Source organism: Aeromonas sp. S2(2024), assembly GCF_041402505.1.
In the GTDB taxonomy this organism is placed as follows: Bacteria; Pseudomonadota; Gammaproteobacteria; order Enterobacterales; family Aeromonadaceae; genus Aeromonas; species Aeromonas media.
Genome location: NZ_JBGLRL010000007.1, coordinates 188,882 through 212,775 on the forward strand (window position 1 = coordinate 188,882; position 23,894 = coordinate 212,775).

Annotated in this window: 21 protein-coding genes; 10 read left to right on the forward strand and 11 right to left on the reverse strand. The window is 62.2% G+C overall.

Annotation, left to right across the window (positions count from 1 at the left end; genetic code table 11):
- Positions 1 to 34: 34 nt before the first annotated feature.
- From ACB039_RS10030 to nudF, 5 genes are all read right to left on the reverse strand, one after another.
- Positions 35 to 658 (reverse strand): NUDIX hydrolase, encoded by a 624-nt coding sequence (locus ACB039_RS10030; protein ID WP_371165575.1) that lies wholly within the window; start codon positions 656 to 658, stop codon positions 35 to 37.
- A 2-nt stretch (positions 659 to 660) separates the two neighbouring features.
- Complete coding sequence (locus tag ACB039_RS10035) at positions 661 to 1,248, reverse strand: YqiA/YcfP family alpha/beta fold hydrolase (RefSeq protein ID WP_171272750.1); 588 nt, start codon at positions 1,246 to 1,248, stop codon at positions 661 to 663.
- A 13-nt stretch (positions 1,249 to 1,261) separates the two neighbouring features.
- On the reverse strand, positions 1,262 to 2,080 hold the full coding sequence (cpdA, locus tag ACB039_RS10040; protein WP_371165576.1) for a 3',5'-cyclic-AMP phosphodiesterase: 819 nt from the start codon (positions 2,078 to 2,080) through the stop codon (positions 1,262 to 1,264).
- A gap of 28 nt (positions 2,081 to 2,108) precedes the next feature.
- Positions 2,109 to 2,534: a DUF1249 domain-containing protein gene (locus ACB039_RS10045; protein ID WP_005327139.1), complete on the reverse strand. Its 426-nt coding sequence runs from the start codon at positions 2,532 to 2,534 to the stop codon at positions 2,109 to 2,111.
- 72 nt (positions 2,535 to 2,606) lie between these two features.
- Entirely contained in the window at positions 2,607 to 3,248 is a 642-nt protein-coding gene (nudF, locus tag ACB039_RS10050) for an ADP-ribose diphosphatase (RefSeq protein ID WP_025325572.1), read from the reverse strand.
- A 305-nt stretch (positions 3,249 to 3,553) separates the two neighbouring features.
- On the opposite strand from nudF, the gene tolC reads away from it, so the two are divergent.
- Entirely contained in the window at positions 3,554 to 4,879 is a 1,326-nt protein-coding gene (gene tolC, locus ACB039_RS10055) for an outer membrane channel protein TolC (RefSeq protein WP_042649405.1), read from the forward strand.
- 99 nt (positions 4,880 to 4,978) lie between these two features.
- Here tolC and hldE read toward each other — a convergent pair whose 3' ends face one another.
- Entirely contained in the window at positions 4,979 to 6,406 is a 1,428-nt protein-coding gene (hldE, locus tag ACB039_RS10060; RefSeq protein ID WP_371165577.1) for a bifunctional D-glycero-beta-D-manno-heptose-7-phosphate kinase/D-glycero-beta-D-manno-heptose 1-phosphate adenylyltransferase HldE, read from the reverse strand.
- A 253-nt stretch (positions 6,407 to 6,659) separates the two neighbouring features.
- Between hldE and lpxL the strand changes: the two genes are divergently transcribed.
- A complete protein-coding gene (lpxL, locus tag ACB039_RS10065) occupies positions 6,660 to 7,583 on the forward strand; it encodes an LpxL/LpxP family Kdo(2)-lipid IV(A) lauroyl/palmitoleoyl acyltransferase (protein WP_041206487.1) in 924 nt (307 codons plus the stop codon).
- Between the two features lie 134 nt (positions 7,584 to 7,717).
- Here the strand turns inward: lpxL and ACB039_RS10070 are convergent, their stop codons facing one another.
- From ACB039_RS10070 to ACB039_RS10080, 3 genes are all read right to left on the reverse strand, one after another.
- Positions 7,718 to 9,697: a bifunctional 2',3'-cyclic-nucleotide 2'-phosphodiesterase/3'-nucleotidase gene (locus tag ACB039_RS10070; RefSeq protein ID WP_371165580.1), complete on the reverse strand. Its 1,980-nt coding sequence runs from the start codon at positions 9,695 to 9,697 to the stop codon at positions 7,718 to 7,720.
- Positions 9,698 to 9,824: 127 nt separating this feature from the next.
- Positions 9,825 to 10,445, reverse strand: coding sequence for an L-lysine exporter (lysE, locus tag ACB039_RS10075; RefSeq protein ID WP_005324974.1), 621 nt, complete (start codon positions 10,443 to 10,445; stop codon positions 9,825 to 9,827).
- A gap of 262 nt (positions 10,446 to 10,707) precedes the next feature.
- Positions 10,708 to 11,490, reverse strand: coding sequence for a LuxR family transcriptional regulator (locus ACB039_RS10080; protein WP_005324972.1), 783 nt, complete (start codon positions 11,488 to 11,490; stop codon positions 10,708 to 10,710).
- 64 nt (positions 11,491 to 11,554) lie between these two features.
- Between ACB039_RS10080 and ACB039_RS10085 the strand changes: the two genes are divergently transcribed.
- The 8 genes from ACB039_RS10085 (at position 11,555) to ACB039_RS10120 (ending at position 22,086) form a co-directional block, all read left to right on the forward strand.
- A complete protein-coding gene (locus ACB039_RS10085) occupies positions 11,555 to 12,181 on the forward strand; it encodes an acyl-homoserine-lactone synthase (protein WP_139751750.1) in 627 nt (208 codons plus the stop codon).
- Positions 12,182 to 12,425: 244 nt separating this feature from the next.
- Positions 12,426 to 13,325 (forward strand): LysR family transcriptional regulator ArgP, encoded by a 900-nt coding sequence (locus ACB039_RS10090; protein ID WP_139751749.1) that lies wholly within the window; start codon positions 12,426 to 12,428, stop codon positions 13,323 to 13,325.
- 100 nt (positions 13,326 to 13,425) lie between these two features.
- Positions 13,426 to 15,441, forward strand: a complete 2,016-nt coding sequence (locus ACB039_RS10095) for an exoribonuclease II (protein WP_226171185.1) — start codon at positions 13,426 to 13,428, stop codon at positions 15,439 to 15,441.
- A 637-nt stretch (positions 15,442 to 16,078) separates the two neighbouring features.
- Positions 16,079 to 18,007, forward strand: coding sequence for a PTS mannitol transporter subunit IICBA (locus ACB039_RS10100; RefSeq protein WP_041206491.1), 1,929 nt, complete (start codon positions 16,079 to 16,081; stop codon positions 18,005 to 18,007).
- Positions 18,008 to 18,044: 37 nt separating this feature from the next.
- Entirely contained in the window at positions 18,045 to 19,190 is a 1,146-nt protein-coding gene (locus tag ACB039_RS10105; protein ID WP_042649400.1) for a mannitol-1-phosphate 5-dehydrogenase, read from the forward strand.
- 116 nt (positions 19,191 to 19,306) lie between these two features.
- Positions 19,307 to 19,828, forward strand: a complete 522-nt coding sequence (locus ACB039_RS10110; RefSeq protein ID WP_005332927.1) for an MltR family transcriptional regulator — start codon at positions 19,307 to 19,309, stop codon at positions 19,826 to 19,828.
- A 132-nt stretch (positions 19,829 to 19,960) separates the two neighbouring features.
- Positions 19,961 to 21,748, forward strand: a complete 1,788-nt coding sequence (locus ACB039_RS10115; protein ID WP_371165578.1) for a cation:proton antiporter — start codon at positions 19,961 to 19,963, stop codon at positions 21,746 to 21,748.
- Positions 21,749 to 21,837: 89 nt separating this feature from the next.
- Positions 21,838 to 22,086 carry a hypothetical protein gene (locus ACB039_RS10120; protein WP_042649398.1) on the forward strand — a complete coding sequence of 83 codons (249 nt, stop codon included), beginning with the start codon at positions 21,838 to 21,840 and terminating at the stop codon, positions 22,084 to 22,086.
- Positions 22,087 to 22,125: 39 nt separating this feature from the next.
- Here the strand turns inward: ACB039_RS10120 and ACB039_RS10125 are convergent, their stop codons facing one another.
- Positions 22,126 to 22,644, reverse strand: a complete 519-nt coding sequence (locus ACB039_RS10125) for a mechanosensitive ion channel domain-containing protein (RefSeq protein ID WP_043132579.1) — start codon at positions 22,642 to 22,644, stop codon at positions 22,126 to 22,128.
- 9 nt (positions 22,645 to 22,653) lie between these two features.
- On the reverse strand, positions 22,654 to 23,619 hold the full coding sequence (gene zntB, locus ACB039_RS10130) for a zinc transporter ZntB (protein ID WP_043132582.1): 966 nt from the start codon (positions 23,617 to 23,619) through the stop codon (positions 22,654 to 22,656).
- Positions 23,620 to 23,894: the final 275 nt, after the last annotated feature.

Here is a 23,894-nt window from a genome sequence, read left to right on the forward strand (position 1 = left end):
CCTCCTTGCCACCGGGCTCAGCGTCCCGGGTGTGTCAGTCAAACAGGGTGTGGCGCCGCCCCTGCCGCACATGGTCGTGCAGGCTGCGCAGCTGGGACTCCACAACCCGGTGACGGGAGAGCTCGGGCAGGGCATCGATGGGGAAATAAGCCGCCCCCCGGGTCTCGTCAGTCTCGGTGAGCAGCGATCCGCCCGTCACCTCGCACAGGAAGAAGGCCTTGTGGGCATGGGGCAGTTGCGGCGGATGGGGATGCTTGAGCTTGTCGAACAAGGCCAGCAGTTGCACGGCCCGGCATTCGAGGCCGGTCTCTTCGCTCACCTCGCGTACCACGGCGCCCGCCGGCGAGTCGCCGATGTCGCACCAGCCCCCCGGCAGGGTCCAGAGCCCGTCGCTGCGCTCCTGCACCAACAGGAGATGACCGTCATCGTTTTGAATAAAGGCCCGCACATCCAGCTTGGGGGTGGGGTAGCCACTATCCAGGGCAATCCACTGGGCGATGGCCTCGGGCGCCAGCTCGCTCTGGCTGACAATGAGGGCGGCAGTGGCCGCTCTCAGCGCCTCGAAGCGGGCGATATCGAAGGGATCGTTGGAGTAGGTGAGTCCGGCCTGGGCCGTGGCCAGCACCTGTTCCAGAAAGGTGGCCAACGGCGGTTGCACGGCTAAAGCCCGAGGAAGTGAATGATCTGAGCCGGATAGCGTTCGAAGCCAACGAAGGCGTGGTTGCCACCGCACTCCAGCGACAGGCGGGCAAACTCGTATTCCCTCAATGCCTTGCGATAGTCGAGCACCTCATCTTCCTGCTGTTGCAGGATCCAGAGCCGTTCGGGGGCGGTTACCGGCACCGCCAGCGCCCGCAGCTCGTCCATGTGGGTTGGCAGCAACTCATAGCGTTCGTCGGTGTAGGGATTGACCTGGGGGCCCAGGTAATCGCAGAGCAGTTCATGGGGGCGCACCGCCGGGTTGATCAGGGCCGCGCGGCAGCCATACAACTCACTGACTCTCGTTGCCATGAAGCCGCCGAGGGAGCTGCCCACGGCACCGAGCCTGAGCCGGCCATCATGGCGAGCCCTGGCCTCGGCAATGACACGCTCTATGGCTTCCCAGGCCGCCGCCGGCGTATTGGGCTGGGCCGGGATGAGCACCTCGATGTCGGGCCTGTGTTCGGCGACCCAGGCAGCCATCTGCTGCGCCTTGGCGGAGCCCGGCGAGGAATTGAAACCATGCAGATAAAGGAGAACCGGGGTCATGGTGGCGGACTCCTCAATACCCGGTGGCATCGGGGTCGGGCACGAACTGCCCCACCGGCAGACGCCACACCTGGCTGGCAATGCGACCATCAGGATGCAGGGTGAGGTAGCGCCAGCCTGGGCCGGACTCGTCCAGGGCGAAACCATCGGACAGCGGCTTGAACTGGATACAGGTGGAGGGGCTGGCGATCAACCTCACCCCCTGGTGCACCTCGTCAAACTCCTGATGCACATGGCCGAACAAAATGGTTTTCTGCTGGGGGTGGCGGGCCAGCACGGCGAAGAGATCGTCGGCATTCTTGAGATTGTGCTGATCCAGCCAGGCACAGCCCACCGGCACCGCCTGATGGTGCAGGGCGATGAGGGCGTGACGTTCGGGATGCTGGCGCAGGGCGCTGTCCAGCGCCGCCAGCTGGTGATCGCCGAGCACACCATGGGGTTTGCCGCGCACCTGGGTATCGAGCAGGATCACCTGCCAGTGCTCCCCCACCAGTTGCTTGGCTTCGCTGATCCCGGCGGCGTGGAGGTACTCCGTCATCAGGGGGCCGTCGTCGTGGTTGCCGGGCAACCAGTAGATGGGGCGCGCCAGCGGCGCCATCATGGAAGCAAACCGCTGATAAGACTCCGGGCTGTGATCCTGGGAGAGATCCCCGGTGGCGAGGATCAGATCGAACGGATGCGCGTTGGCCTGCACCTGCTCCAGCACGGCAGCCAGGCTCTCTGCGGTTCGCACGGCCAGCAGTCGTCCCTCGGCACTGGCGAAGAGATGGGTATCGGTAATCTGTAACAGGCGCACACTGCCGTCCGGCGCCTGAGGTAGCTCTGTTTCCAAAATCACGCTTCTTTTTTATTGGGTTCGACTAGAGGATGTTGATCAGGCTGGTGCCATGTTTGAGACAAAATCTTAGCCAATCGGCCAGGAATAGATTTACCTGCTCTTTTTCATCCCTGTGATGCATTTTTTTATTGGGATAATCATAACGTGGTTGCAACATTGAAATCTGTTGCGCCGCACACACTTCCGCCATCCGCACGTCGTGGTACAAACGAATCTCGATGCGAGCCTGCAAGTAGCTCGGCAACTCGGGATTGTGCTGGGCCAGGATCACCTGGCTGGTGAAGCGGCTCTCCTCGGTGACGGTGAGCTGGAACTGCAGGCCGTTGCCTACCTGATAACGGCGCTCCGCCCCCACGGAACCACCGGGGGGCAACAGCTTCATCAAGGCCATGTAATTGACCTCGCAGGTACGCTGCAAGGACATCAAATCAGGCACATAGCGCTTCATCGGGCTCTGGACTAATGGCATATCGCAGCTCCATCAGTCACAACCCGCAGGCAATATTGAACGAACAACACCTTAGCGCCCCGCCAGCCAGCGGGCCTGCAGCTCGCCATGATTGAGGGCCAGCCATTGCAGGGCGATGACGGAGGCGGCATTGTCGATGCGGCCCTCTTTGAGCCAGGCGTAAGCCTGCTCGCGGCTCACCACATGGACCCGGATGTCTTCACCCTCTTCCGCCAGACCGTGGATCCCCGCCGCCTGGCTGGCATCCACCTCCCCCACATAGACCTCGATCCGCTCTGTGCTGCCACCCGGACTCACCAGGTAGCTGATGGCATGCTCACAGCGACCCACCTCGATGCCCGCCTCTTCTACCGCCTCGCGGCGCACCACAGCCTCGGCGGTCTCCCCTTCATCTATGATGCCGGCCACCAGTTCCAGCAACCAGGGAGTCGGGCTGGTCTCGATGGCACCGATGCGGAACTGCTCCACCAGCACTATCTGGTCGCGCACGGGATCATAAGGCAGCAACGCGGCCGCATGGCCTCGCTCGAACAGCTCGCGAACGATGGGCTCATTCCAGCCGCCGGCAAATAACCTGTGTTGCAGTCGATAGACGTTCACTTTGAAAAAGCCGTTGTATCCCGATGATTTATCGATGATTTTCACATCATCACCGGAATAATGACTGGTTTGAGGCAAGGCTTGCTGTGACATACGAGACTCCTACCAGCTTGACTTGGCTTGGTTTGACCATAATATTCGGGGGCATGAATGAACATTCATTCACTCGCTCTCGCCGACGATGAGGGATGGATTTTAGCAGCCACAGGACATTTGGCTAGGCGCGTTGCCGAGAAAACTCGCCCTGACTCTTGACGTTTCTGTCGCTGGAAAAGAGACAGTTCGCAATGAAATCTGCTTATAGTAGAGTGGTTAAGCTGAAATCAAGCTTGGTCGATGACAATCCCCCCTCATCCAGCGGACAGCTTTGGGTTGATATATAAGGTTAAAACTATCATATGAAAAGAACACTCTTGTCAGTCATGGTGATGCTGGGTGTGAGCAGTGCCGCTCATGCCGAAAACCTGCTCGAAATCTACCAACAAGCCCAAGTCAAGGATACCCAACTGCTGGAATCCAAGGCCAAGCGAGACCAGGCTTTCGAGAAGATCAACGAATCCCGCGCAGCCCTGTTGCCACAGATCAATCTGGGTGCCGGCCTGAACTATCTGCAGAACAAGGACGATACCCAGACCAACAGCGGCGCCACCGGCTCAGTGACACTGGATCAGTCCATCTACCGTCGCAGCAACTGGGTCAACCTGGACTTGACCGAGAAGAGTGCCACCCAGTCCGACGTGAGCTACAACCTCGAGTACCAGAATCTGATGCTGCGTACCGCCCAGGCCTACTTCAATGTGCTCAAGGCGATGGACACCCTGGAATTTGTTCGCGCCAACAAGGTCGCGGTTGAGCGTCAACTGGAACAGACTCAGCAGCGCTTCGAAGTGGGCCTGACCGCCATCACCGACGTGCATGAGGCCGAGGCCGAGCGCGATCAGGCGCTGGCAGACGAGATCAATGCCGAGAACACCCTGGACAACAGCTATGAGAGCCTGCGCGAGCTGACCGGCATCGATCATCGCCAACTGGACGTGCTCAACACCGAGCGTTTCGCCCCGCAGAAGACGCCGTTCAACTCTGACAAGTGGTTGGAGCTGGCACTGGACAAGAACCTTGAGCTGCACAACGCCCGCATCGGCAAGGACATCGCCAAGGAGCAGATCGACCTGGCCAAGACGGGTCACGAGCCGACCCTGGATCTGGGCGCCGGCCTCTCCGCCGGTTACAACGACTACAAGGACGAGATCCGCAACCCCGAGAGCAACAGCAATCAGGGCAATATCGGCCTGAACTTCAACCTGCCGCTCTACACCGGGGGTGCTACCACCTCCCAGGTCAAGCAGGCCCAGTTCAACTACGTGGCCGCCAGCGAGCAGCTGGAGCGCAGCTTCCGTTCGGTGCAGAGCACGGTGCGTTCTTCTTATAACAACGTGAACGCCAGCATCGGCTCGGTGCGTGCCTACGGCCAGTCCGTCATCTCCGCCGACAGCGCCCTCAAGGCAACCGAAGCCGGTTATGAAGTGGGTACCCGCACCATAGTCGACGTGCTGGACGCTACCCGCAAGCTGTACCAGGCCAAGCAGAAGCTCTCCGAGGCCCGCTACAACTACATCCTCAGCATCCTCTCCCTCAAGCAGGCCGCCGGCATACTGGAGCAGAAGGATCTGGAAGACGTGAACCAGGGCCTGATGCCCGCCGCCCAGGTCACCAAGAAGTCCTGAGCCGGATTCACGGCATGAAAAAAGGCGACCCCCGGGTCGCCTTTTTGCTGCCTGATTGCCGGCTCCCGAGGGCGCCGACGATGGTCACGTTAGTTCGCCTCAGCCGCGCTCGCGGATGGTCTTGATGATGTCGCTGGTGGAGCAGCCATCCTCGAAGTTCAGCACCCGCACCTCGCCGCCGTTGGCGGTCACTTCGGCATAGCCGGCGATCTCTTCGGGCTTGTAGTCGCCCCCCTTGACCAGCAGGTCAGGCAGGATTTCGGCGATCAGCCGCTGGGGCGTGTCCTCACCGAAGGGCACCACCCAGTCCACGGCACCCAGCGCCGCCAGCACAGTCATACGGCGCTCGGTAGGGTTGACCGGACGGCCCGGCCCCTTGAGACGACGCACGGACTCATCGGTGTTGACCGCAACGATCAGGCGGTCCCCCAGCTTGCCCGCATTGGCGAGGTAGGAGACGTGGCCCGCATGCAGGATGTCGAAACAGCCGTTGGTCATCACCACCTTCTCGCCGCGCAGGCGGGCGGCCTGCACGGCCACCTTGAGCTGGGCCTCGGACATGACGCCAAAGCCGGTCTCCTGCTCGGTGTAGAGCGCGTTGGCCAGCTCCACCGGGCTCACGGTAGAGGTCCCCAGCTTGCCGACTACGATGCCGGCGGCGGTGTTGGCCAGGGCGCAGGCCTCGTCCAGGCTCATGCCGGCGGCAAGGGATGTCGCCAGGGTGGAGATGACGGTGTCACCGGCACCGGTGACGTCATAGACTTCGTGAGCCTGGGCCGGCAGGTGCAGCTCCGGCTGTCCTTCGCGGATCAGGGTCATGCCATTCTCGGAACGGGTCACCAGCAGGGCGTCCAGCTCGAAGCGCTTGACCAGCTCCAGCCCCTTGGCGACCAGCTCCTCTTCGCTCTTCACCTTGCCCACCACGGCCTCGAATTCGGACATGTTGGGGGTCAGCAAGGTGGCGCCGCGATATTTCTCGAAATCCGTCCCCTTGGGATCCACCAGCACCGGGATGCCGGCGGTGCGAGCGCGGGCAATCATGCCAGGCACGTCGTTCAAGGCGCCCTTGCCGTAATCGGAGAGGATCATCACGTCGGCCCCTGGCAGCGCCTGCTCCACCTTGCCCATCAGCAGGCTGGCGTCCACGTCGTGGAAGGCCTCTTCGAAATCGAGGCGCAACAGTTGCTGGTTGCGGGACAGCACCCGCAGCTTGGTGATGGTCGGGTAGTCGGTCAGACGAACGAAATCACAGGCGACCTTGACCCCTGCCATCTGGCCGGCCAGGGCATCGGCGGCCTCATCCCGGCCGGTCAGCCCGAGCAACACGGCCTGGGCACCCAGGGCGGCGGAGTTCAGGGCCACGTTGGCGGCGCCACCCGGGCGCTCCTCGATGTGCTCGACCTTGACCACGGGCACCGGCGCCTCCGGCGAGATCCGGCCGGTGGGGCCATGCCAATAGCGATCCAACATGACATCGCCAACGACCAGAACGCGGGCTTTCTCAAACTCGGGCAGGGTGATTTTCATCTGTATCGGCTCTCAAAACCTGAAAATTTCAGCGGGCGATTTTATCACACTCTTTTCCAGGACGTGAAAAAAGCACTGCCATGCCCGCCATGGTGCTCCCCGCCTGACCCCTCTGACCAGGTGACGGCGATTCGCACCCGCCCCCGTTTTTCGGATAGAATCCCCAGATTGTGAGTGACAGCCTATCCACGGGCTCCGATACCCCCGTGTCGGCTGGGCTCCCTTCCTTGCCTTTGTGAACAAGAGACTCTTCATGGCCCAAGAACATGCTCCCCGCCTCGAACCCCGTCTGTTCCATCCCCGTTACTGGGGCAGCTGGTTCGGCCTGTGCCTGCTGTGGCTGCTGGTGCTGCTGCCCTGGCGCAGCCAGATGTGGCTGGGTCGTCAGCTCGGCACCCTGGCCCGCAAGGTACTGAAATCCCGCGTCAAGATTGCCCGTCGCAACCTGGAGCTGGCGATGCCCGAGCTCAGCCGGGATCAGCGGGAAACCCTGCTCAAACAGAACTTCGAGAGCGTGGGCTGCGCCATCTTCGAGGTGGGCATGGCCTGGTTCTGGCCGGATTGGCGGATGCGCCGCCTGATGAAGGTGGAGGGGGAAGAGCATGTCATCGACGCCATCGAGAAGGGTCAGGGCATGCTGCTGCTCTCCTGCCACTTCCTCACCCTTGAGCTCAACGCCCGCTGCTTCGGTTTGGTACGCCCCGGGGTCGGTGTCTATCGCCCCAACACCAATCCGGTGCTGGAGTACGCCCAGTACCACGGTCGCTGCGCCTCCAACAAGTACCTGGTGGATCGCATGGACGTGAAGGGGATGATCAAGGCGCTGCGCAACGGCGACGCCCTCTGGTACGCGCCGGATCACGACTACGGCAGCCACGCCAGCGTCTTCGTGCCCTACTTCGCGGTGGAGCAGGCGGCCACCATCACGGGCACCGCCACCCTGGCCCGGGTCAAGAACACCGTCACCCTGCCCTGCTACAACATCCGCACCCAGGACGGCTACACCCTGCACATAGGTGCGCCGCTGGAAGACTACCCGAGCGGCGACGACCTGGCCGATGCCGCCCGCGCCAACCGAGAGATTGAAGCCGCCGTGCGCAAGGCCCCCGAGCAGTACATGTGGCTGCATCGCCGCTTCAAGACCCGCCCCAACCCTGAAGATGCAGGTTACTACTGAGAGGCATGCATTGCTCCCTCAAGACCCGCTCCGACCCAGAGGAACCCGGTGACTACTGAGATAACCCCCTTCGGTCAGGAATGAAAAAGCCCTCGCAGTGCGAGGGCTTTTGTTATCTGCTTTTCACCACCGAATTACTGGCGGACCAAGCGGTAGATGGCGTAACCGGGGTGCTTGGCGTCATCCATCGGCAGGGTGGACTGGTACGCCAGATCCGCACCGGCCAGGGCCTTGGCCTCCTCACCCGGGGAAGAGTAGAGACGCACGTCAACGCCTGCGGGCAGCGCCTTCATGTGCCAGTTGTTGTTGGCCGCCGGGCTGAAGCCAGCCGGATTCTCCGCAGACTGGGCCTTCAGGTACTGGGCGATGATCTCCCGTGTCTCGGAGGGATCTTCGTGCACTATGTTGCTGCCGTCGATGCCCGGGAAGTGACCGCCACCGCTGGCGCGATAGTTGTTGGTCACCACGTAGAACTTCTGGGCCGGATCCATGGGCTGGCCATTGAAGGTGAGCCCGCTGATGCGCTGACCGTCGCTGACCTTGAGCCCTTCCTTGCTGTAACGGGCCGGCTGGGTGATGTCCACCTCGTAGCTCACCCCGTCGATCACATCAAAGTTGTAGGTGGGGAAGCTTTCGTTCACCAGCCACTGCACCTCTGTCTTGCTGGCGTCGATCCGGTTGAACTGGCCGGCGCTCATCTCCAGCCACTCCTTGACCGTGGCCCCGTTCACCTCGACCACCTGCAGGGTGTTCGGATAGATGTAGAGGTCGGAGACGTTGCGCAGGGAGATGTTCCCCTGAGCCACATAGGTGAAGTCATTGATGCCGTTGCGCCCGCCGCGGAAGGGGGCCGCCACCGACAGGATGGGATAGGGCTCCTTGAGCAGACCGTCTTGTTGCAGTTGTTCGGCGTAGCGGCGCTGGGCATCGCTCACCAGTTGCACCGAAGGGTCGTCCTGCACCAGGGCGAAGAAGCTGTGGATGGGAGAGGTGATCTTGCCAAGCGGCTCGTCCAGCCACTGGTTGGTGGCGTCGTGATCCGCCTGCACCAGATCCACCACCCGCTGATCCACGGCACTGCCTTCGCTGGAGTCGATCTTGCGCAGGCTGGCCTGGCTCTGCTTCACCTGCCACTTGCCATCCACCTGCTCCAGCTTGAGATCGATGATGCCGAGGTGGTTGCCCCAGTAGCCGGGCATCACGGTCGGGATACCGCTCAGGGTACCGGCCTGATTGTCCACTTCTGGCAAGTCAGGGAAATCACCCGGGAAGTTCTTGTGAGCATGACCCAGCATCAGGGCATCTATCCCCTTTACTTTGGCCAGATGCCAGGCGGAGTTCTCCATCATGGCCTCATAGCTGTTGGCGTTGATGCCGGTGTGGGCAACCACTACCACCAGATCGGCCCCTTTGGCGCGCAGCTCGGGCACATAGTGGTTGGCGGTCTCGACCATGTCGGCCACCACCACCTTGCCTTCCAGATGGCGTTTGTCCCACTGCAACACCTGTGTCGGCGTCAGACCCAGGATGCCCACCTTGACGGTCTGCAGCTGGCCCTTGTCATCGGTGACCTGGCGCTCCAGCAGCAGGTAGGGGGTGAATTTGTTGCCACTCCAGTCAATCTGTCCCTTGGCGTCGCGCTTGAAGGCGCCCGCCTCGAACACGTTGGCGTTCACATAGGGGAATTCGGCCCCCGACAGCACCTTGCCGAGGTAATCCAGCCCGTAGTTGAACTCGTGGTTGCCGAGGTTGCCCGCGTCATAGTCGAGCTCGTTCATGGCCTTGAACACCGGGTGGGCCTGCTTCTCGAGGTAGCCGGCACCGGACTGCTCGAAGATGTAGTCCGCCAGCGGCGTACCCTGGATCAGGTCACCGTTGTCGAGCAGCAGGTTGTTGGGATTTTCGGCGCGCGCAGCGCGGATCAGCAGGGCGGTACGGGAGAGGCCGAACTTGCGGTCTTCCTTGTTCTGGTAGTAGTCATACCCCAGCACGTTGGAGTGGATATCGGAGGTCTGGATCAGGCGCAGAGAGACGGTCCCCGGCTGCGCCTTGCTGTCGTTTTCATTGCTGCAGGCAGTTAGCAGCACGATGGCGGCGATGGCCCCCAGCTTCATGGAGTTATTCACTGTATTTTCCCTTTTATTATGAGTAACGCTTTACCAGCGGCGGGAATTTAACAGACGAATATGTCAGCAGATGAAGCCGGGACTCATTTTTATGAAGCACGGCACAAAAATAGCCTTATGAGGCCATCCATGCCCCGCTGGCCAGCTTGACCGCCAGCACCAGCATGATGAGACCGACAACAAGATCAATGGCTTGCTGTACCCGGCCTCGGGCAAGCCAAGGGGAAAGCGCCGCCGCCCCGACCGCCAGCCCGTAAAACCAGACCAGGGAGGCCAGCATGGCTCCGGCCGCGAAGGCGGGCCGCAGATCCTCGGCAAACTGGCTGCCGAAGGAGCCGAGCAGCATCAGGGTATCCAGATAGACGTGGGGGTTGAGCAGGGTCACCCCCAGCGTCATGGCCAGCACGCTCTTGACCCCCATCAGCTGGGGAGAGTCCGCCAGGGCTGCACCCTGCCCGCGCCAGGCACTGCCAAGGGATCGCACCCCGAACCAGCCGAGAAACAGCACGCCGCCCCAGGTCAGCAGCGCCAGCCCGATGGGGCTGGCCGCCAGCAGGTTGGCACCACCAAACACTCCTATGCCGATCAGCACGAGATCGCACAGGCAGCAGAGGGTCGCCGCCAGCAGATGGTGGTTGCGGTGAATGCCCCGGCTCAGCACGAAGGCGTTCTGGGCACCGATGGGGATGATCATGGCAAGGCCGAGGGTAAAGCCTTGCAGTGTGGTCGCGAACATGGACAAACCTTTGAGTGGGAGATCTAGCCGCACTATAAGGGGAGGCATGAAATCAGAGAAATTCATTCATTTTCTGATGCATTCAAAAAACTGATAACACGGGGCGAAAAACGATGCTTTGTAGACTGTCAATTGCAGGATCTGACAATTGTGGGGCCACAGCCCCGCCCCGAGAATCGGCGGCAGGATGGGACGGCGCAGGACAGCGGTGATGGCGACAGAGGGGATGCCAGGCGACGAGCCGGTGCCGCCGGGCCTGTATTCACTGCAACAGTCTGGGGAAGTTGGTGACCACGACCTGCTCCAGATTCGGCAGCAGGATGCCACTGCTGACCCCCTTGGCGATGGCCTGGTAGCGATTCATCGACCCCGTCTTGCGGGTGACCTGGTTGAGGTGATAGTTCACGGTGCGCTCGGTGATCCCGAGGATGCAGGCGATCTCCCCCGATGTCTTCCCGTCGCTGGCCCAGAACAGGCACTCGGTCTCCCTTTCCGTCAGGGCCTCCTGGGGATCATCTTCCCTCATGCTCTGGCGCACTATCCGGATCGCCGCCTCGAAGATGTAGTTGGACATCCAGGAGAGAATGGGCGAGGACTCGAGCAGCAGGTCGCTGGACGCCCGCTCCCGGGTGATGAACGACAGTATGCCGTTCTCCCCCGCCGCCCCGTGCAGCGGAAACGAGATGCCGTTGCGCAGCCCGAACTCCGCCGCCAGTCCCATAACATCCATGCTCCCCTCTTGCAGGAAGCGCGCCTTCTCGTCCAGCCGGTTCCAGTAGATGGGCAGGGTCTGTGTACGGGCGAGCTGGATGATGGGATCGCAGGCCAGCATGTTGTTCACCGTGTAGGCCTGCACCCAGGAGTCCGGGCACTGGTTGAACAACACCACCTTGGGCCTTTGCATCGACATGGGCAGGATGAGCGCAAAGCGATAGTAGTCGTAGCCCATTCCCAGGGTGAAGCGGCCGATCAGCTCGGCCAGCCGGTTTCCATCCGTTACCAGCGTGAAATGTTCCAGATACTCAAGCAGTTGGTCGCGTGTCATAGGCTAGCCTCCCCTGGCCAAGGCCTTGGATTATAGCGCCTAACCATGAAATGGAGAGACATGAATGCTTGTTTTCAAAGGAAAATTGAAAGAACACCCCAGATGGGAGGTCGAAAACGAGCTTTATCGCTTTCGCAAGCGAGTCTTCTCCGATCGGCTCGGCTGGGATGTGGAGTCCCACCGGGGTCTGGAGCGGGACAGCTTCGACAAACCCGATACCCACTGGGTGCTGATTGACGATGAGCAGGGTCTGTGCGGCTGCATCAGGTTGCTCAGCTGTGCCCAGGATTACATGCTGCCCAGCATCTTTCCCGGTGCCCTCGCCGGCGAACGGGCCCCTTGCGGCGCCGATGTCTGGGAGCTGACCCGCCTCGCCATCGATGCCGGCCGCGCGCCCATGCTCGACAACGGCATCAGCGAACTGACCTGCGTCATCTTTCGGGAGGTCCATGCCTTCGCCAGGGAGCAAGGGATCCGGGAGCTGGTCGCCGTGGTCAGCCTGCCGGTGGAGCGCATCTTCCGCCGCCTCGGCCTGCCCATCGAGCGGCTCGGCCACCGTCAGGCGGTGGATCTGGGGGCGGTACGCGGGGTCGGGATCCGCTTCCATCTGGACGAGCGCTTCGAACGCGCCGTCAACCGCCCACTGCGGGGGGAGTACGTACCGGCAGGAGAGCTGCTCGGCATGAGCTGACCCCATAAAAAAGTCCCGGGCTGACACCCGGGACCAAAACTCTCGCTATGGCCCGTTTCCACCCCATGCAAAAACGGACCAAATGAGTATCTTATGAATCTCATCCTGTCGCTACTGTCACATCTCACAGTGACAGGCCCGTGATTCCCCCGCACGGGGCACCCGCCAGTGTCGGCCAGGTTGCCCTGCCGCCATCACTCCAGTAGCATCCTTGTTCAATCCCCTTCTCTGATAAGGAATGCTGATGAAGACGCTGGACTACAAGCTGCTGCTGGCGCTGGATGCCGTGATGCAGGAGCAGAACTTCGAGCGCGCCGCCCAGCGTCTGCACATCACCCAGTCCGCCATCTCCCAGCGCATCAAGCAGCTGGAGCAGCAGTTTGCAGAGCCGCTGATCATCCGCAGCCAGCCCTTGCAGGCCACCGCCCTCGGACAGAAGTTGCTGGCCCACTACCGCCAGGTACGCCAGCTGGAGCTGGAGCTGGCGGGGGAACTCTCCCCCAGCGAACCCCAGGCGCCGATCCGGATCAGCATAGCCGTCAACGCCGACAGCCTGGCCACCTGGTTTCTGCCCGCCCTGGCGCCGCTGCTGGAGCAGCACCCCATAGAGCTGAACCTGCTGGTGGATGACGAGAGCCGCACCCTGGACCGGGTGCGTGAGGGCCAGGCATTCGGCGCCGTCAGCCTGCAACCCCAGCCGCTGGCAGGCTGCTGCGTCGACGAGCTCGGCGAGATGCGCTACCTGCTGACCGCCAGCCCCGCCTTCGTCGCCCGCCACTTTCCCCGCGGGCTCACCCCGGCGGCGCTGGCCAAGGCACCGGCAGTGGCGTTTGATCAGCGCGACGACATGCATGTCAGCTTCATGGCCCGTCACTTCGCGCTGGCCCCCGGCGGTTACCCCTGCCACACGGTGCGCTCGTCGGAAGCCTTCGTCGCCATGGCCGAGCAGGGGCTCGCCTGCTGTCTCATCCCCGAGTTGCAGATCCGCCAGCAGCTGGCACAGGGACTGCTGCTCGATCTCAGCCCGGACAATCACCTCATCGAGCGCCTCTACTGGCACCGCTGGGTGCTGGAGCGGGGGCTGCACAAGCAGATCTCCCAACGCCTGATCGAGCAGGGGCGCCGAGCACTGCAACCCCGCTGAGGGGGCCATTCACCTTGGCTTTGGAGGGGTAAAAACGTATAGTGCTGGGCGATCCTTCATCAGGTCTCCACCCAGGTTTTCCACTTCAGGTTCCTCACTTATGTTCCAAGACAATCCGCTGCTGGCCCAGCTCAAGCAACAAATCCGCGAAAACATCCCCAAGAAAGAGGGTGTGATTCGCGCCTCCGATCGGGGCTTCGGCTTCCTGGAGGTCGATGAGAAGACCAGCTATTTCGTGCCGCCTCCCTACATGAAGAAGGTGATGCATGGTGACCGGGTGAGCGCCCTGATCCGTACCGAGAAAGAGAAGGAAGTGGCCGAGCCGGATGCCCTGCTGGAGCAGGCCGTGGTCCGCTTCGTCGGTCGCGTCAAGATGTTCCGCGACCGCCTCAACGTGGTGCCTGATCACCCTCTCATCAAGGACGCCATCAAGGCCCGCGCCAAGAAGGGTCTGGACGAAAAGTCCTTCAAGGAAGGGGACTGGGTGGTGGCGACCCTCAAGCGCCACGCCCTGGTGGATGGCAACTTCTCCGCCGAGATCACCCAGCTCATCGCCGACAAGGATGATCACAACGTGCCCTGGTGGGTGGTGCTGGCACGCCACAGCTTGGCTCAAATAGAACCGGCGGACCTGCCGGAGTGGAAGGTGATCGAAGAGGAAGAGCTGCCCCGTCGCGATCTGACCCAGGTGCCCTTCTTCACCGTCGACGGCGCCAAGACCAAGGACATGGATGATGCCCTGGCCATCACCAAGCTGGACAACGGCTGGGAGCTGCTGGTCGCCATCGCCGACCCGACCGCCTATGTGGCCGAAGGCAGCGAACTGGACCAGGAAGCCGCCAAGCGCGCCTTCACCGTCTACATGCCGGGTCGCAACGTGCCCATGATACCGCGCACCCTCTCCGACGAGCTCTGCTCCCTGAAAGAGGGGGAGGAGCGCAACACCCTGTGCGCCCGCCTGCTGATCGCCGAGGATGGCCTGCTGCTGGAAGAGACCGAATTCTTCGCCGCCCGCATCGTCTCCCACGCTCGTCTGAACTATGACGAGGTCTCCGACTGGGCAGAGCACGGCAAGGCGCTGGACATAGACGCAGGCGTCATGGCCCAGCTGCCCCTGATGAAGGCCATGACAGAAGCGCGTATCAAGTGGCGTACCGAGCACGCCCTGGTGTTCCCGGACCGCCCCGACTACGACTTCGAGCTGGGTGAGAACGGCGCCGTGCTGGCCATCCACGTGGAGCCCCGTCGCATCGCCAACCGGATGATCGAAGAGTCGATGATCGCCGCCAACATCTGCGCCGGTCGCGTATTGGGCAAGAGCGTCGGCTACGGCATCTTCAACGTCCACACCGGTTTTGACGAGGAGTCGCTCGACGGCGCCATCGACCTGCTCAAGAGCGCCGAGGCGCCGTTCGAGAAGGAAGATATCGCCAGCCTGTCCGGCTTCTGTGCCCTGCGCCGCTGGATCGACAGCCTGGACACCCGCTGGCTGGACGGCAAGATCCGCCGCTTCCAGAGCTATGCCCTGATGTCCGCCGAGCCGGGTGCCCACTACGGCCTGGGGCTGGATGCCTACGCGACCTGGACCTCGCCTATCCGCAAATACGGCGACATGGTCAACCATCGTCTGCTCAAGGCCGTCATCGCCGGCAAGACCCCGGGGATGCGCCCAAGCCAGGAGCTGACCGAGCACCTGACTGAGTGTCGCCGCCTGCACCGCAGGGTGGAGCGCGACATCGGCGACTGGCTCTATGTCCGTTACCTCCAGGCCGCCGCTGGCACCGATCAGGTGTTCAACGCCGAGATCATCGACGTGATGCGGGCCGGCCTCAAGCTGCGCCTTCAGGAGAACGGCGCCGTGGTCTTCATGCCCGCTCGCCATATCCTGGACAACAAGGACAGGCTGGAGTGCAACTGGGACAACGGTCGCGTCTACCTGGACAAGACCGAGGTGGTCTATGAGCTTGGTCAGATCATCGAGGTGAAGCTGAGCGAGGCGGTGGAAGAGACCCGCTCCCTCATCGCCAAACCGGCGGTGGCTCTGGTACCTGGCCCTGCACCGGTCGCCCCGGCCGTAGAAGAGGCGTCGACCGAGGCTGACCCCAAGAGCGAATAAGCCTGCCCACCAGCCGCTGACCACCAAAAAGCCCGCATCTTGCGGGCTTTTTTTCACACGCCTGCGCCTTGTAGTTAGCTTCCCCTGGCAGGGCACCCTGACACGCTGCTGGTTACGACCGTCGTCGGCTTGCCATTCCAGCTCGATGGCGCTCCACGCCCGCATGAGAGGCTGATGCACCACCTCATGTGGCGGAAGCCTGAAAGTGGGTTACAAAATAGATCATTCATCGCTCATGACCATCAATATGGGCAAGATCCATCGTCAGGACCCCGGGATTCCCCTCATCACCACATGACTCATTTGAATGCAAAATTAATATTTGTGATTAACATCACATTGACACGACATTTGCGCAAACAACAAAGAGTGATATTCATCACAAAAATAACGATGTTTTGACCAGAAAGATCGAAATGTAGCCGAAGCACAGCGTTCGAATGTGATCGAGATCTCTGTTGTTGAAGGGGGGGAATGGGGGTAAACGAGAGGTGCATCACAAGATGCCCCGTTTTCAGCCTAATTTGATCACAAGCTGGTAGATTGAAGTTGCTTAGACGACAGGGATGGGGGTTCGGCAAAACCCGTCATCCCGACTACCACTTTTAATCACACAGGCTTAAAACGGGGTCCCGACATGTTATCACCGGATACCAAAGTCAAGATACAGAATTTTGGACGCTTCCTGTCCAATATGGTCATGCCCAACATAGGCGCCTTCATCGCCTGGGGCTTCATTACCGCCCTCTTCATCCCCACCGGCTGGCTGCCAAACGAAACCTTGGCCAAGCTGGTCGGCCCCATGATCACCTACCTGCTGCCGCTGCTGATTGGCTACACCGGCGGCAAGCTGATCGGGGGTGAGCGGGGTGCCGTGGTCGGTGCCATCACCACCATGGGCGTCATAGTGGGGACCGACATCCCCATGTTCATGGGCGCCATGATGGTCGGCCCGCTCGGTGGCTGGGCCATCAAGCGCTTCGACAAGGCGATGGAGGGCCGGGTCAAGAGCGGCTTCGAGATGCTGGTCAACAACTTCTCCGCCGGTATCATCGGCATGTTGTGCGCCATCCTCGCCTTCTTCGTCATCGGTCCCTTCGTCAAGGTGCTCTCCGGCGCCCTGGCCGGCGGTGTCGACTTCCTGGTCGCCCACAGCCTGCTGCCGCTGACCTCCATCTTCGTCGAACCGGCCAAGATCCTCTTCCTCAACAACGCCATCAACCACGGCATCTTCTCGCCGCTGGGGATCCAGCAAGCCACCGAACAGGGTCGTTCTATCTTCTTCCTGATCGAAGCGAACCCGGGTCCGGGTCTGGGCGTGCTGCTGGCCTACATGGTGTTCGGTCGTGGCGCCGCCAAGCAGTCCGCCGCCGGTGCCTCCATCATTCACTTCTTCGGTGGCATCCACGAGATCTACTTCCCCTATGTGCTGATGAACCCGCGCCTCATCCTGGCGGTGATTGCCGGTGGCATGACCGGGGTCTTCACCCTGACCCTGTTCAACGCAGGTCTGGTCTCCCCCGCCTCCCCGGGCTCCATCTTCGCCGTGCTGCTGATGACACCGAAAGCCTCCCTGATCGGGGTGCTGCTCTCCATCATCGCCTCGGCCACCGTCTCCTTCCTGGTCGCCGCCGTGTTCGTTCGCGCCCAGCAGCCGGAAGCCGACGAGGCCGACGCCCTGGGTGAAGCCACTCGCAAGATGAAGGCCATGAAGGGTGCCAAGCCCGAGACCACAGCGGCCAAGAAGCCGGGTGCCGAGCTGACCGCAGTGCGCAACATCGTGGTCGCCTGTGATGCGGGCATGGGTTCCAGCGCCATGGGCGCCGGCATGCTGCGCAAGCGGGTGCAGGCTGCCGGTCTCGACATCAGCGTCACCAACCGTGCCATCAACAACCTGGACGATCAGGTGGATCTGGTCATCACCCACAAGGATCTCACCGACCGTGCCCGTCGCCATGCACCGCATGCGCAGCACATCTCCCTCTCCAACTTCCTCGACAACGCCCTCTATCAGGAGCTGGTGCAAAACCTCAGCCTGGCCAACGCGGCCAACGACGACGTGGCCAACCCGCAACTGCTGGTGGCGGCCAACGACGACAGCTACGAGCCGCAGGCAGCCGAGGTCTTCACCCTGAGCCTGCAGGACGTGCACCTGGGCCTCAAGGCCGACAACAAGGAGGCCGCCATCCGGGCTGCCGGCAAGCTGCTGGCGGAGCGGGGCTACGTGGCGCCGGATTACGTCAACGCCATGCTGGAGCGCGAGCAACTGGTCTCCACCTACCTCGGCGAGTCCATCGCCGTTCCCCACGGCACCATAGCCGCCAAGGAACACGTGAAGCGTACCGGCATCGTCATCTGCCAGTACCCGGCCGGGGTCGCCTTTGGCGAGGACGCCGATGAAGTGGCACGCCTGGTGATCGGCATCGCCGCCCGCAATGACGAACACATGCAGGTCATAACCCGTCTGACCAATGCACTGGATGAACCCGGTCTCATCGACCGGCTGGCCAGTACCCAGGATCCCCAGGAGTTCCTGGATCTGCTGGGCGCCGAACAGGCCGCGTAGTCATCCTTCATCGTCTTTGGTTGTAGAGGTTAATATCATGAAAACATTGCATTTTGGTGCCGGCAATATCGGTCGTGGCTTCATCGGAAAACTGCTGGCGGACGCCAGCCATCAGGTCACCTTCGCCGACGTCAACGAAACCCTGATCGATCAGCTCAACCACCGTCAGGAGTACAAGGTGCACGTGGTGGGCACGGACCAGAAGTTGGATGTGGTACGCAACGTGGCGGCGGTCAGCTCCGCCGGACACGAGGTGATCGCCCGCATCATCACCGCCGATCTGGTCACCACTGCGGTCGGGCCCAACATCCTGGACAAGATTGCCAGCACCCTGGCCAAGGGGCTGCAGGCCCGTTTCGATGCCGGCAACCTGACCCCCCTCAACGTCATCGCCTGCGAGAACATGGTACGCGGCACCAGCCACCTCAAGCAGGAGGTACTCAAGTACCTGCCGGTCGCGTATCATGCCACCCTCGACAACTGCGTCGGCTTCGTCGACTCGGCGGTGGATCGCATCGTGCCCCCTGCCGCGGCCAACGATGATCCGCTGGAGGTGACGGTGGAGAGCTTCAGCGAATGGATCGTCGACCAGACCCAGTTCAAGGGCGAGCTGCCCCAGGTGGCGGGCATGGAGCCCACCGACAACCTGATGGCCTTCGTCGAGCGCAAGCTGTTCACCCTCAACACCGGGCACATCGTCACCGCCTACCTCGGCAAGCTGAGAGGCTACCGCACCGTGCGCGAGGCGATCGAGGATCCGGTGATCCGCAGCAAGGTGCGCCGCGCCATGGAGGAGAGCGGAGCTGTGCTGGTGAAACGCTACGGCTTCGATCCGCGCCTGCACGCCGCCTACATCGAGAAGATTCTGTCCCGCTTCGCCAACCCCTATCTGGTGGATGAAATCGACCGGGTCGGCCGTCAGCCACTGCGCAAGCTGGCGGCGGGGGACAGGCTGGTGAAGCCGCTGCTCGGCACCCTGGAGTACGGCCTGCCCAGCGATCACTTGCAGGAGGGCATAGCCGCGGCGCTGCTCTATCGCAACGATGATGATCCCCAGGCGGTGGAATTGCAGGCCCTGCTGGCAGAGCTGGGCCCTGCCAGGACCCTGGCCCGGGTGACCGGGCTGGAGGAAGAGAGCGAGATCGTGCGCGCCATCGTCGCCCGTTATGACAATTTGAAGTGACCCCATGGGGCCTAAGGGCCAACCGCCATCACACGGCGAAATGGTCACTATGCCCCATATGATAAAAACCGGGAGAGAGCCTGGCTCTCTCCCAGTCAGCCGGACCCTGAACACCTATGACCACACACCAGGAAGATGATGTACTGGAGCGACTGAACGAGCAGGATGGCCCCCGTGGCTTCTTTCTCGAGGTCGTGACCATCCTGGAAGAGGCGGTCGACTCCCTGATGCGGCGCGCGTTCCGCCAGGAGGAGTATGCCGTCAAATACGCCATCGAGCCCCTGCTCAACCAGAGCGGCCCCCTCGGCCAGCTGGAGGTGCGCCTCAAGCTCATCTTCGCCCTCGGCCTCATTTCCCTCGAGCGCTATCAGGATCTCGAAGCCTACCTGAAGATCCGCGATTTTCTGGTACGCGACCCCAAGGATTACCGTTTCAGCGACAAGCCGATCCGCGACCTGCTAGGCCGCCTGCATGCCATCCATCAGACCAGCATGATGCCGCAGGATCCCCCAGCCAATGAGGAGGACTGGCCCCTCTATCAAATGCAGCTCAACCGGCTCGATCAGATGGTGCGCTCCGCACTGGTGCTGGCGGTGACCGACTGCGTCACCGAACTCCACAAAGAGAGCCCCATCTGATCAGGCCAGTCCGCTAAGGATCTGACCAGGCATCCGAGATCCCGGCCTCCCCGAGGCCACCTCTACCGGGTGTCAATTTGCTCTCCTTCCCCGCTACACTAGGTCCAACCCCATCACCCACTCGAGGTTGGCATGATTGCACTCTCCCTGGCCGGGATCGCCCTGATCTCGCTGCTGGCACAGTGGCTCGCCTGGTCACTGCGCGTCCCCGCCATCCTGTTCCTGCTGCTGAGCGGCCTCTTGCTCGGCCCGATGACGGGCATGCTAGACCCCGACGCCCTGCTCGGAGAGCTGCTGTTTCCGCTGGTGTCGCTCTCGGTCGCCATCATCTTGTTCGAAGGGGCGCTGACCCTGCACCTGACCGAACTCAAGGGGATAGGCAAGGTGGTGCGCAACATTTGCTCCACCGGCATGCTGGTCAGCTTCGCCGTCATCGGCGCCGCCAGTTACTGGCTGCTGGGCCTGGACTGGCGGGTCGCCATGGTGCTCGGCGCCGTGCTGGTGGTGACCGGCCCGACCGTAGTCGCCCCCATGCTCAACGTGATCAGGCCGGTGCGGGAGGTGGACAAGATCCTGCGCTGGGAGGGGATCGTCATCGATCCCATCGGTGCCCTGTTTGCGGTATTGGTGTTCGAGGCGGTTCGCATCGGCAGCCAGGGGGATCTCATCGATCACACCCTGCTGGCCCTGGCCAAGACGGTGGGGGTCGGCTCCCTCATCGGGGTGGCAGCCGGCTGGATCACCACCCTGATCATGCGCAAGGACTGGCTGCCGGTCAGCCTGCACAAGTTCGGGGTGCTGGCGCTGGTGCTGGTCACCTTCACCCTGTCGGACTGGCTCAGTCACGAATCCGGGCTGCTGGCGGTCACCGTGTTCGGCATCTGGCTCGCCAACCAGGAGGGACTGGATCTGGAGGAGGTGCTGGCCTTCAAGGAGGATCTCGCTGTCATCCTCATCTCTTCCCTGTTCATCCTGCTGGCGGCCCGCCTCGATCTGGCGCAGCTCTGGCAACTCGGCCCCATGGTGCTGGCGCTGCTCTGCGTGGTGCAGTTCGTGGCCCGCCCGCTCTGCATCCTGGTCTCGACCCTGGGATCGGATCTCCCCTGGCGCGCCCGGGCCCTGCTCGGCTGGATAGCCCCCCGGGGCATAGTGGCGGCGGCGGTCAGCGCCTCCTTCGCCATCAGCATGCACGAGGCAGGCATTGAAGATGCCGACAAGCTGGTGCCCCTGGTGTTTGCCGTCATCATCTTCACCGTGGTGTTGCAGAGCCTGACGGCGACCCCGCTGGCCAGACTGCTCGGCATGCGCCAGAGCGCTCCCGACACCTGGCTGCTGATCGGTGCCAATTCGGTGGCCCGCGCCATAGGCCGGGCACTGGCGGATCAGGGCATCCCGGTCCATCTCTCCGATCCGGCCTGGGAACATTGCAAGCTGGCCCGCATGAGCGGCCTGCCCTGCTACTTTGGCAATCCGCAATCGGAACACGCCGAGCTGCACCTGCCTCTCACCAGCATTCATACGGTGCTGGCGCTTTCACCCAACCGTCACAACAACGCCCTCGGGGTGCTGCACTTTGCCCACCTGTACGGGGAGGATAAGGTCCACTCCCTGCGCTCCAGCGAGCAGCACGGCAAGGCGAACCGGGAGAGCGCCACCTTCCGCGCACGCCAGGATCTGTTCGGGCCGGAGATAAATTTCGCCCGCCTGAGCGGCCTGCTGAGCCGGGGCGGCCAGATCAGGGCGACCCGGCTGAGCGACGCCTTTGACTGGAGCCAGTATCAGGACGCCAATCCCGGCGCCATTCCCCTGTTCATCGTCGATGCCAGGGGCAAGCCCAGGGTCGTCACCGGTCCCGTTGTCCCCCTGGCAGGGGAACTGCTGATCGCCCTGCAGCCACCACGGGAGCCCCAGGCGGCTTGATGCGCCATCCGGCGAGCCGGCTCTCGGCACCTGCAATCACTGCGGGCGACTAGACTTGAGGGTGGCGCCATGAGTCACAGGAGGGTGTCATGACAGTCAGCGAATTGCGTGCGTTTCATCAGCAGCACAGGTTCAGGGAGGCGGAGATCATGCATGACATCATCTCTCCCGGCTGGGTAGTGGAGTTTCGGGGTCAGGACGGCCATCTCTACATGATGACGGACACCCTGGGTTGCCCGATGAGTTTCTCCTCAACCGAGGAGGCCCGCGACCATATCCACCTCGTGGCCGATTGCCCCATCCAGGTAGAGCACCTCTATCGCTTCTTCGAGCGTTGAGACAGATGCCAGCAAAAAGGCTCCCGAGGGAGCCTTTTCTCATTCCGGCTGCAGTGGCTCGGCGTCCTTGCTCTCCAGCCGCCTGACCGGCTTTTGCAGGATCAGGTTGGCCGGGTAGGTCACCAGATCACCGTTGTCATCCCGCACCCTCAGGTAGAACAGGCCTATCTCGGTGATGACGCCGGTCACCGAATCGTCCTTGTCGAGGATGCGGATCCGGTCACCTATCTTGTAGGGGAAGGCGAAGAAGATGGTGATGCTGGCGGTGATGTTGGAGAGGATCGACCACTGGGCCACCATGGCAACACCGAGCACGGCGAAGAAGGAAGACGCGAGCACCACCAGCCGGGAGAAGTCGAGCCCCCACACCCCCGCCAGGATCAGCAGGGTGGCGCAGCCGAGCAGGAAGTGGAACACATGCTCCACGTAGAGCACCCGGTTTTCGCTCACCTGCCGGCTCTGGCCGAGCGCCATCAGGCTCTTGTGAATGAGGCCGCGGATCAGGGTGTGTCCCAGCAACAGCAGCAGGGTCACGCCAAAGGATTCCCATGTCGTCATGTGCGTTCCTTACCACCAGCGTCGATATTTGAGCCAGACCGCCAGCCCGGTCGCCAGCGCCAGCAGGGAGCCGCAGAAGACCCAGAAGGCAGTCGGGCTCTCGGCACCGGGAATGCCACCCAGGTTGATGCCAAACAGGCCGGTCAGGAAGCTGGCCGGCAGGAACATCAGCGCCATCACCGACATCTGGTAGGCACGGCGGTTGGTGGCCTCTGCCGTCAGGTTGTTGATCTCGTCCGCCAGCACGGCGGAGCGGGCCACCCCGGCATCCAGATCGTCCAGCCAGCGACGCAACCGGTCGGCGATGTCGAGCAGACGACGGCGGTCATCCTCATCCAGCCAGCTGAGCTTCTCGTTGGCGAGGCGCGCCACCAGATCCCGCTGGGGAGAGAGGTAACGACGGATCATGATGAGTTGCTTGCGGATCCGTGCCAGCCGGCCGTTGGCGGGCAGTTCACGCATCAGCACAATCTCTTCCAGTTCCAGGATCTGATCGTGCAGCTCCTCGACAAACTCCCCCGCCCTGTCGGTCAGGGCATCACAGATCTCCACCAGCCAGTCGGCGCTCGAGATGGCGCCGCCCCCCAGCACCAACTGCTGGAAGACATCTTTTTCCGACAACAGGGAGCGACGGCGACTGCTGAGAATGAAATCCGGGGTGATGTAGATGCGCAGCGCCACCATCTCTTCTGGCCTGTGATCCTTGTTGTGATTGATGCCACGCAGGATCAGCAGCACAGTCTCCCCCATCCGCACCAGCTTGGGTCTGTTGCTCTGGCCGAGCAGGGATTCGCGCGCGGCGTCATTGAGCAAGGGCGTCTGCAACAGCCAGCGCGCCGACTCTGGATTGCCGTAATCCAGATGCACCCAGCTGGGCTGTGCCGCCGGGATCTCGCTGCCTGTGGCCAGCGGAGTCATCCCCCCCTTGCCATCCAGGGTCAGGCCATAAATTACGTCACTGGGCACCCGATCCATCTCGTTTCCTTCTCGTTTCATGCTCAGGCCCCAGCTTACACGAAAGCGGGGGCCGACTCAGCTTCGCACCGGGAAGGGTACGTCTGTGCTACCATGGCCGCTCTCGTGTTATGCCCGTTTCAACTACAGGAAACCATGCCATGCCCATCTGGGTCGATGCCGATCTCAGAGATCCCCTCATTTTTAGAGACTCAAATAATTCCAAGTGGGCGGGTATATAAGCGGTGTTGCTTCAGGTAGTAGATAAATTTATCCATCAACAAGACCGCATTGGC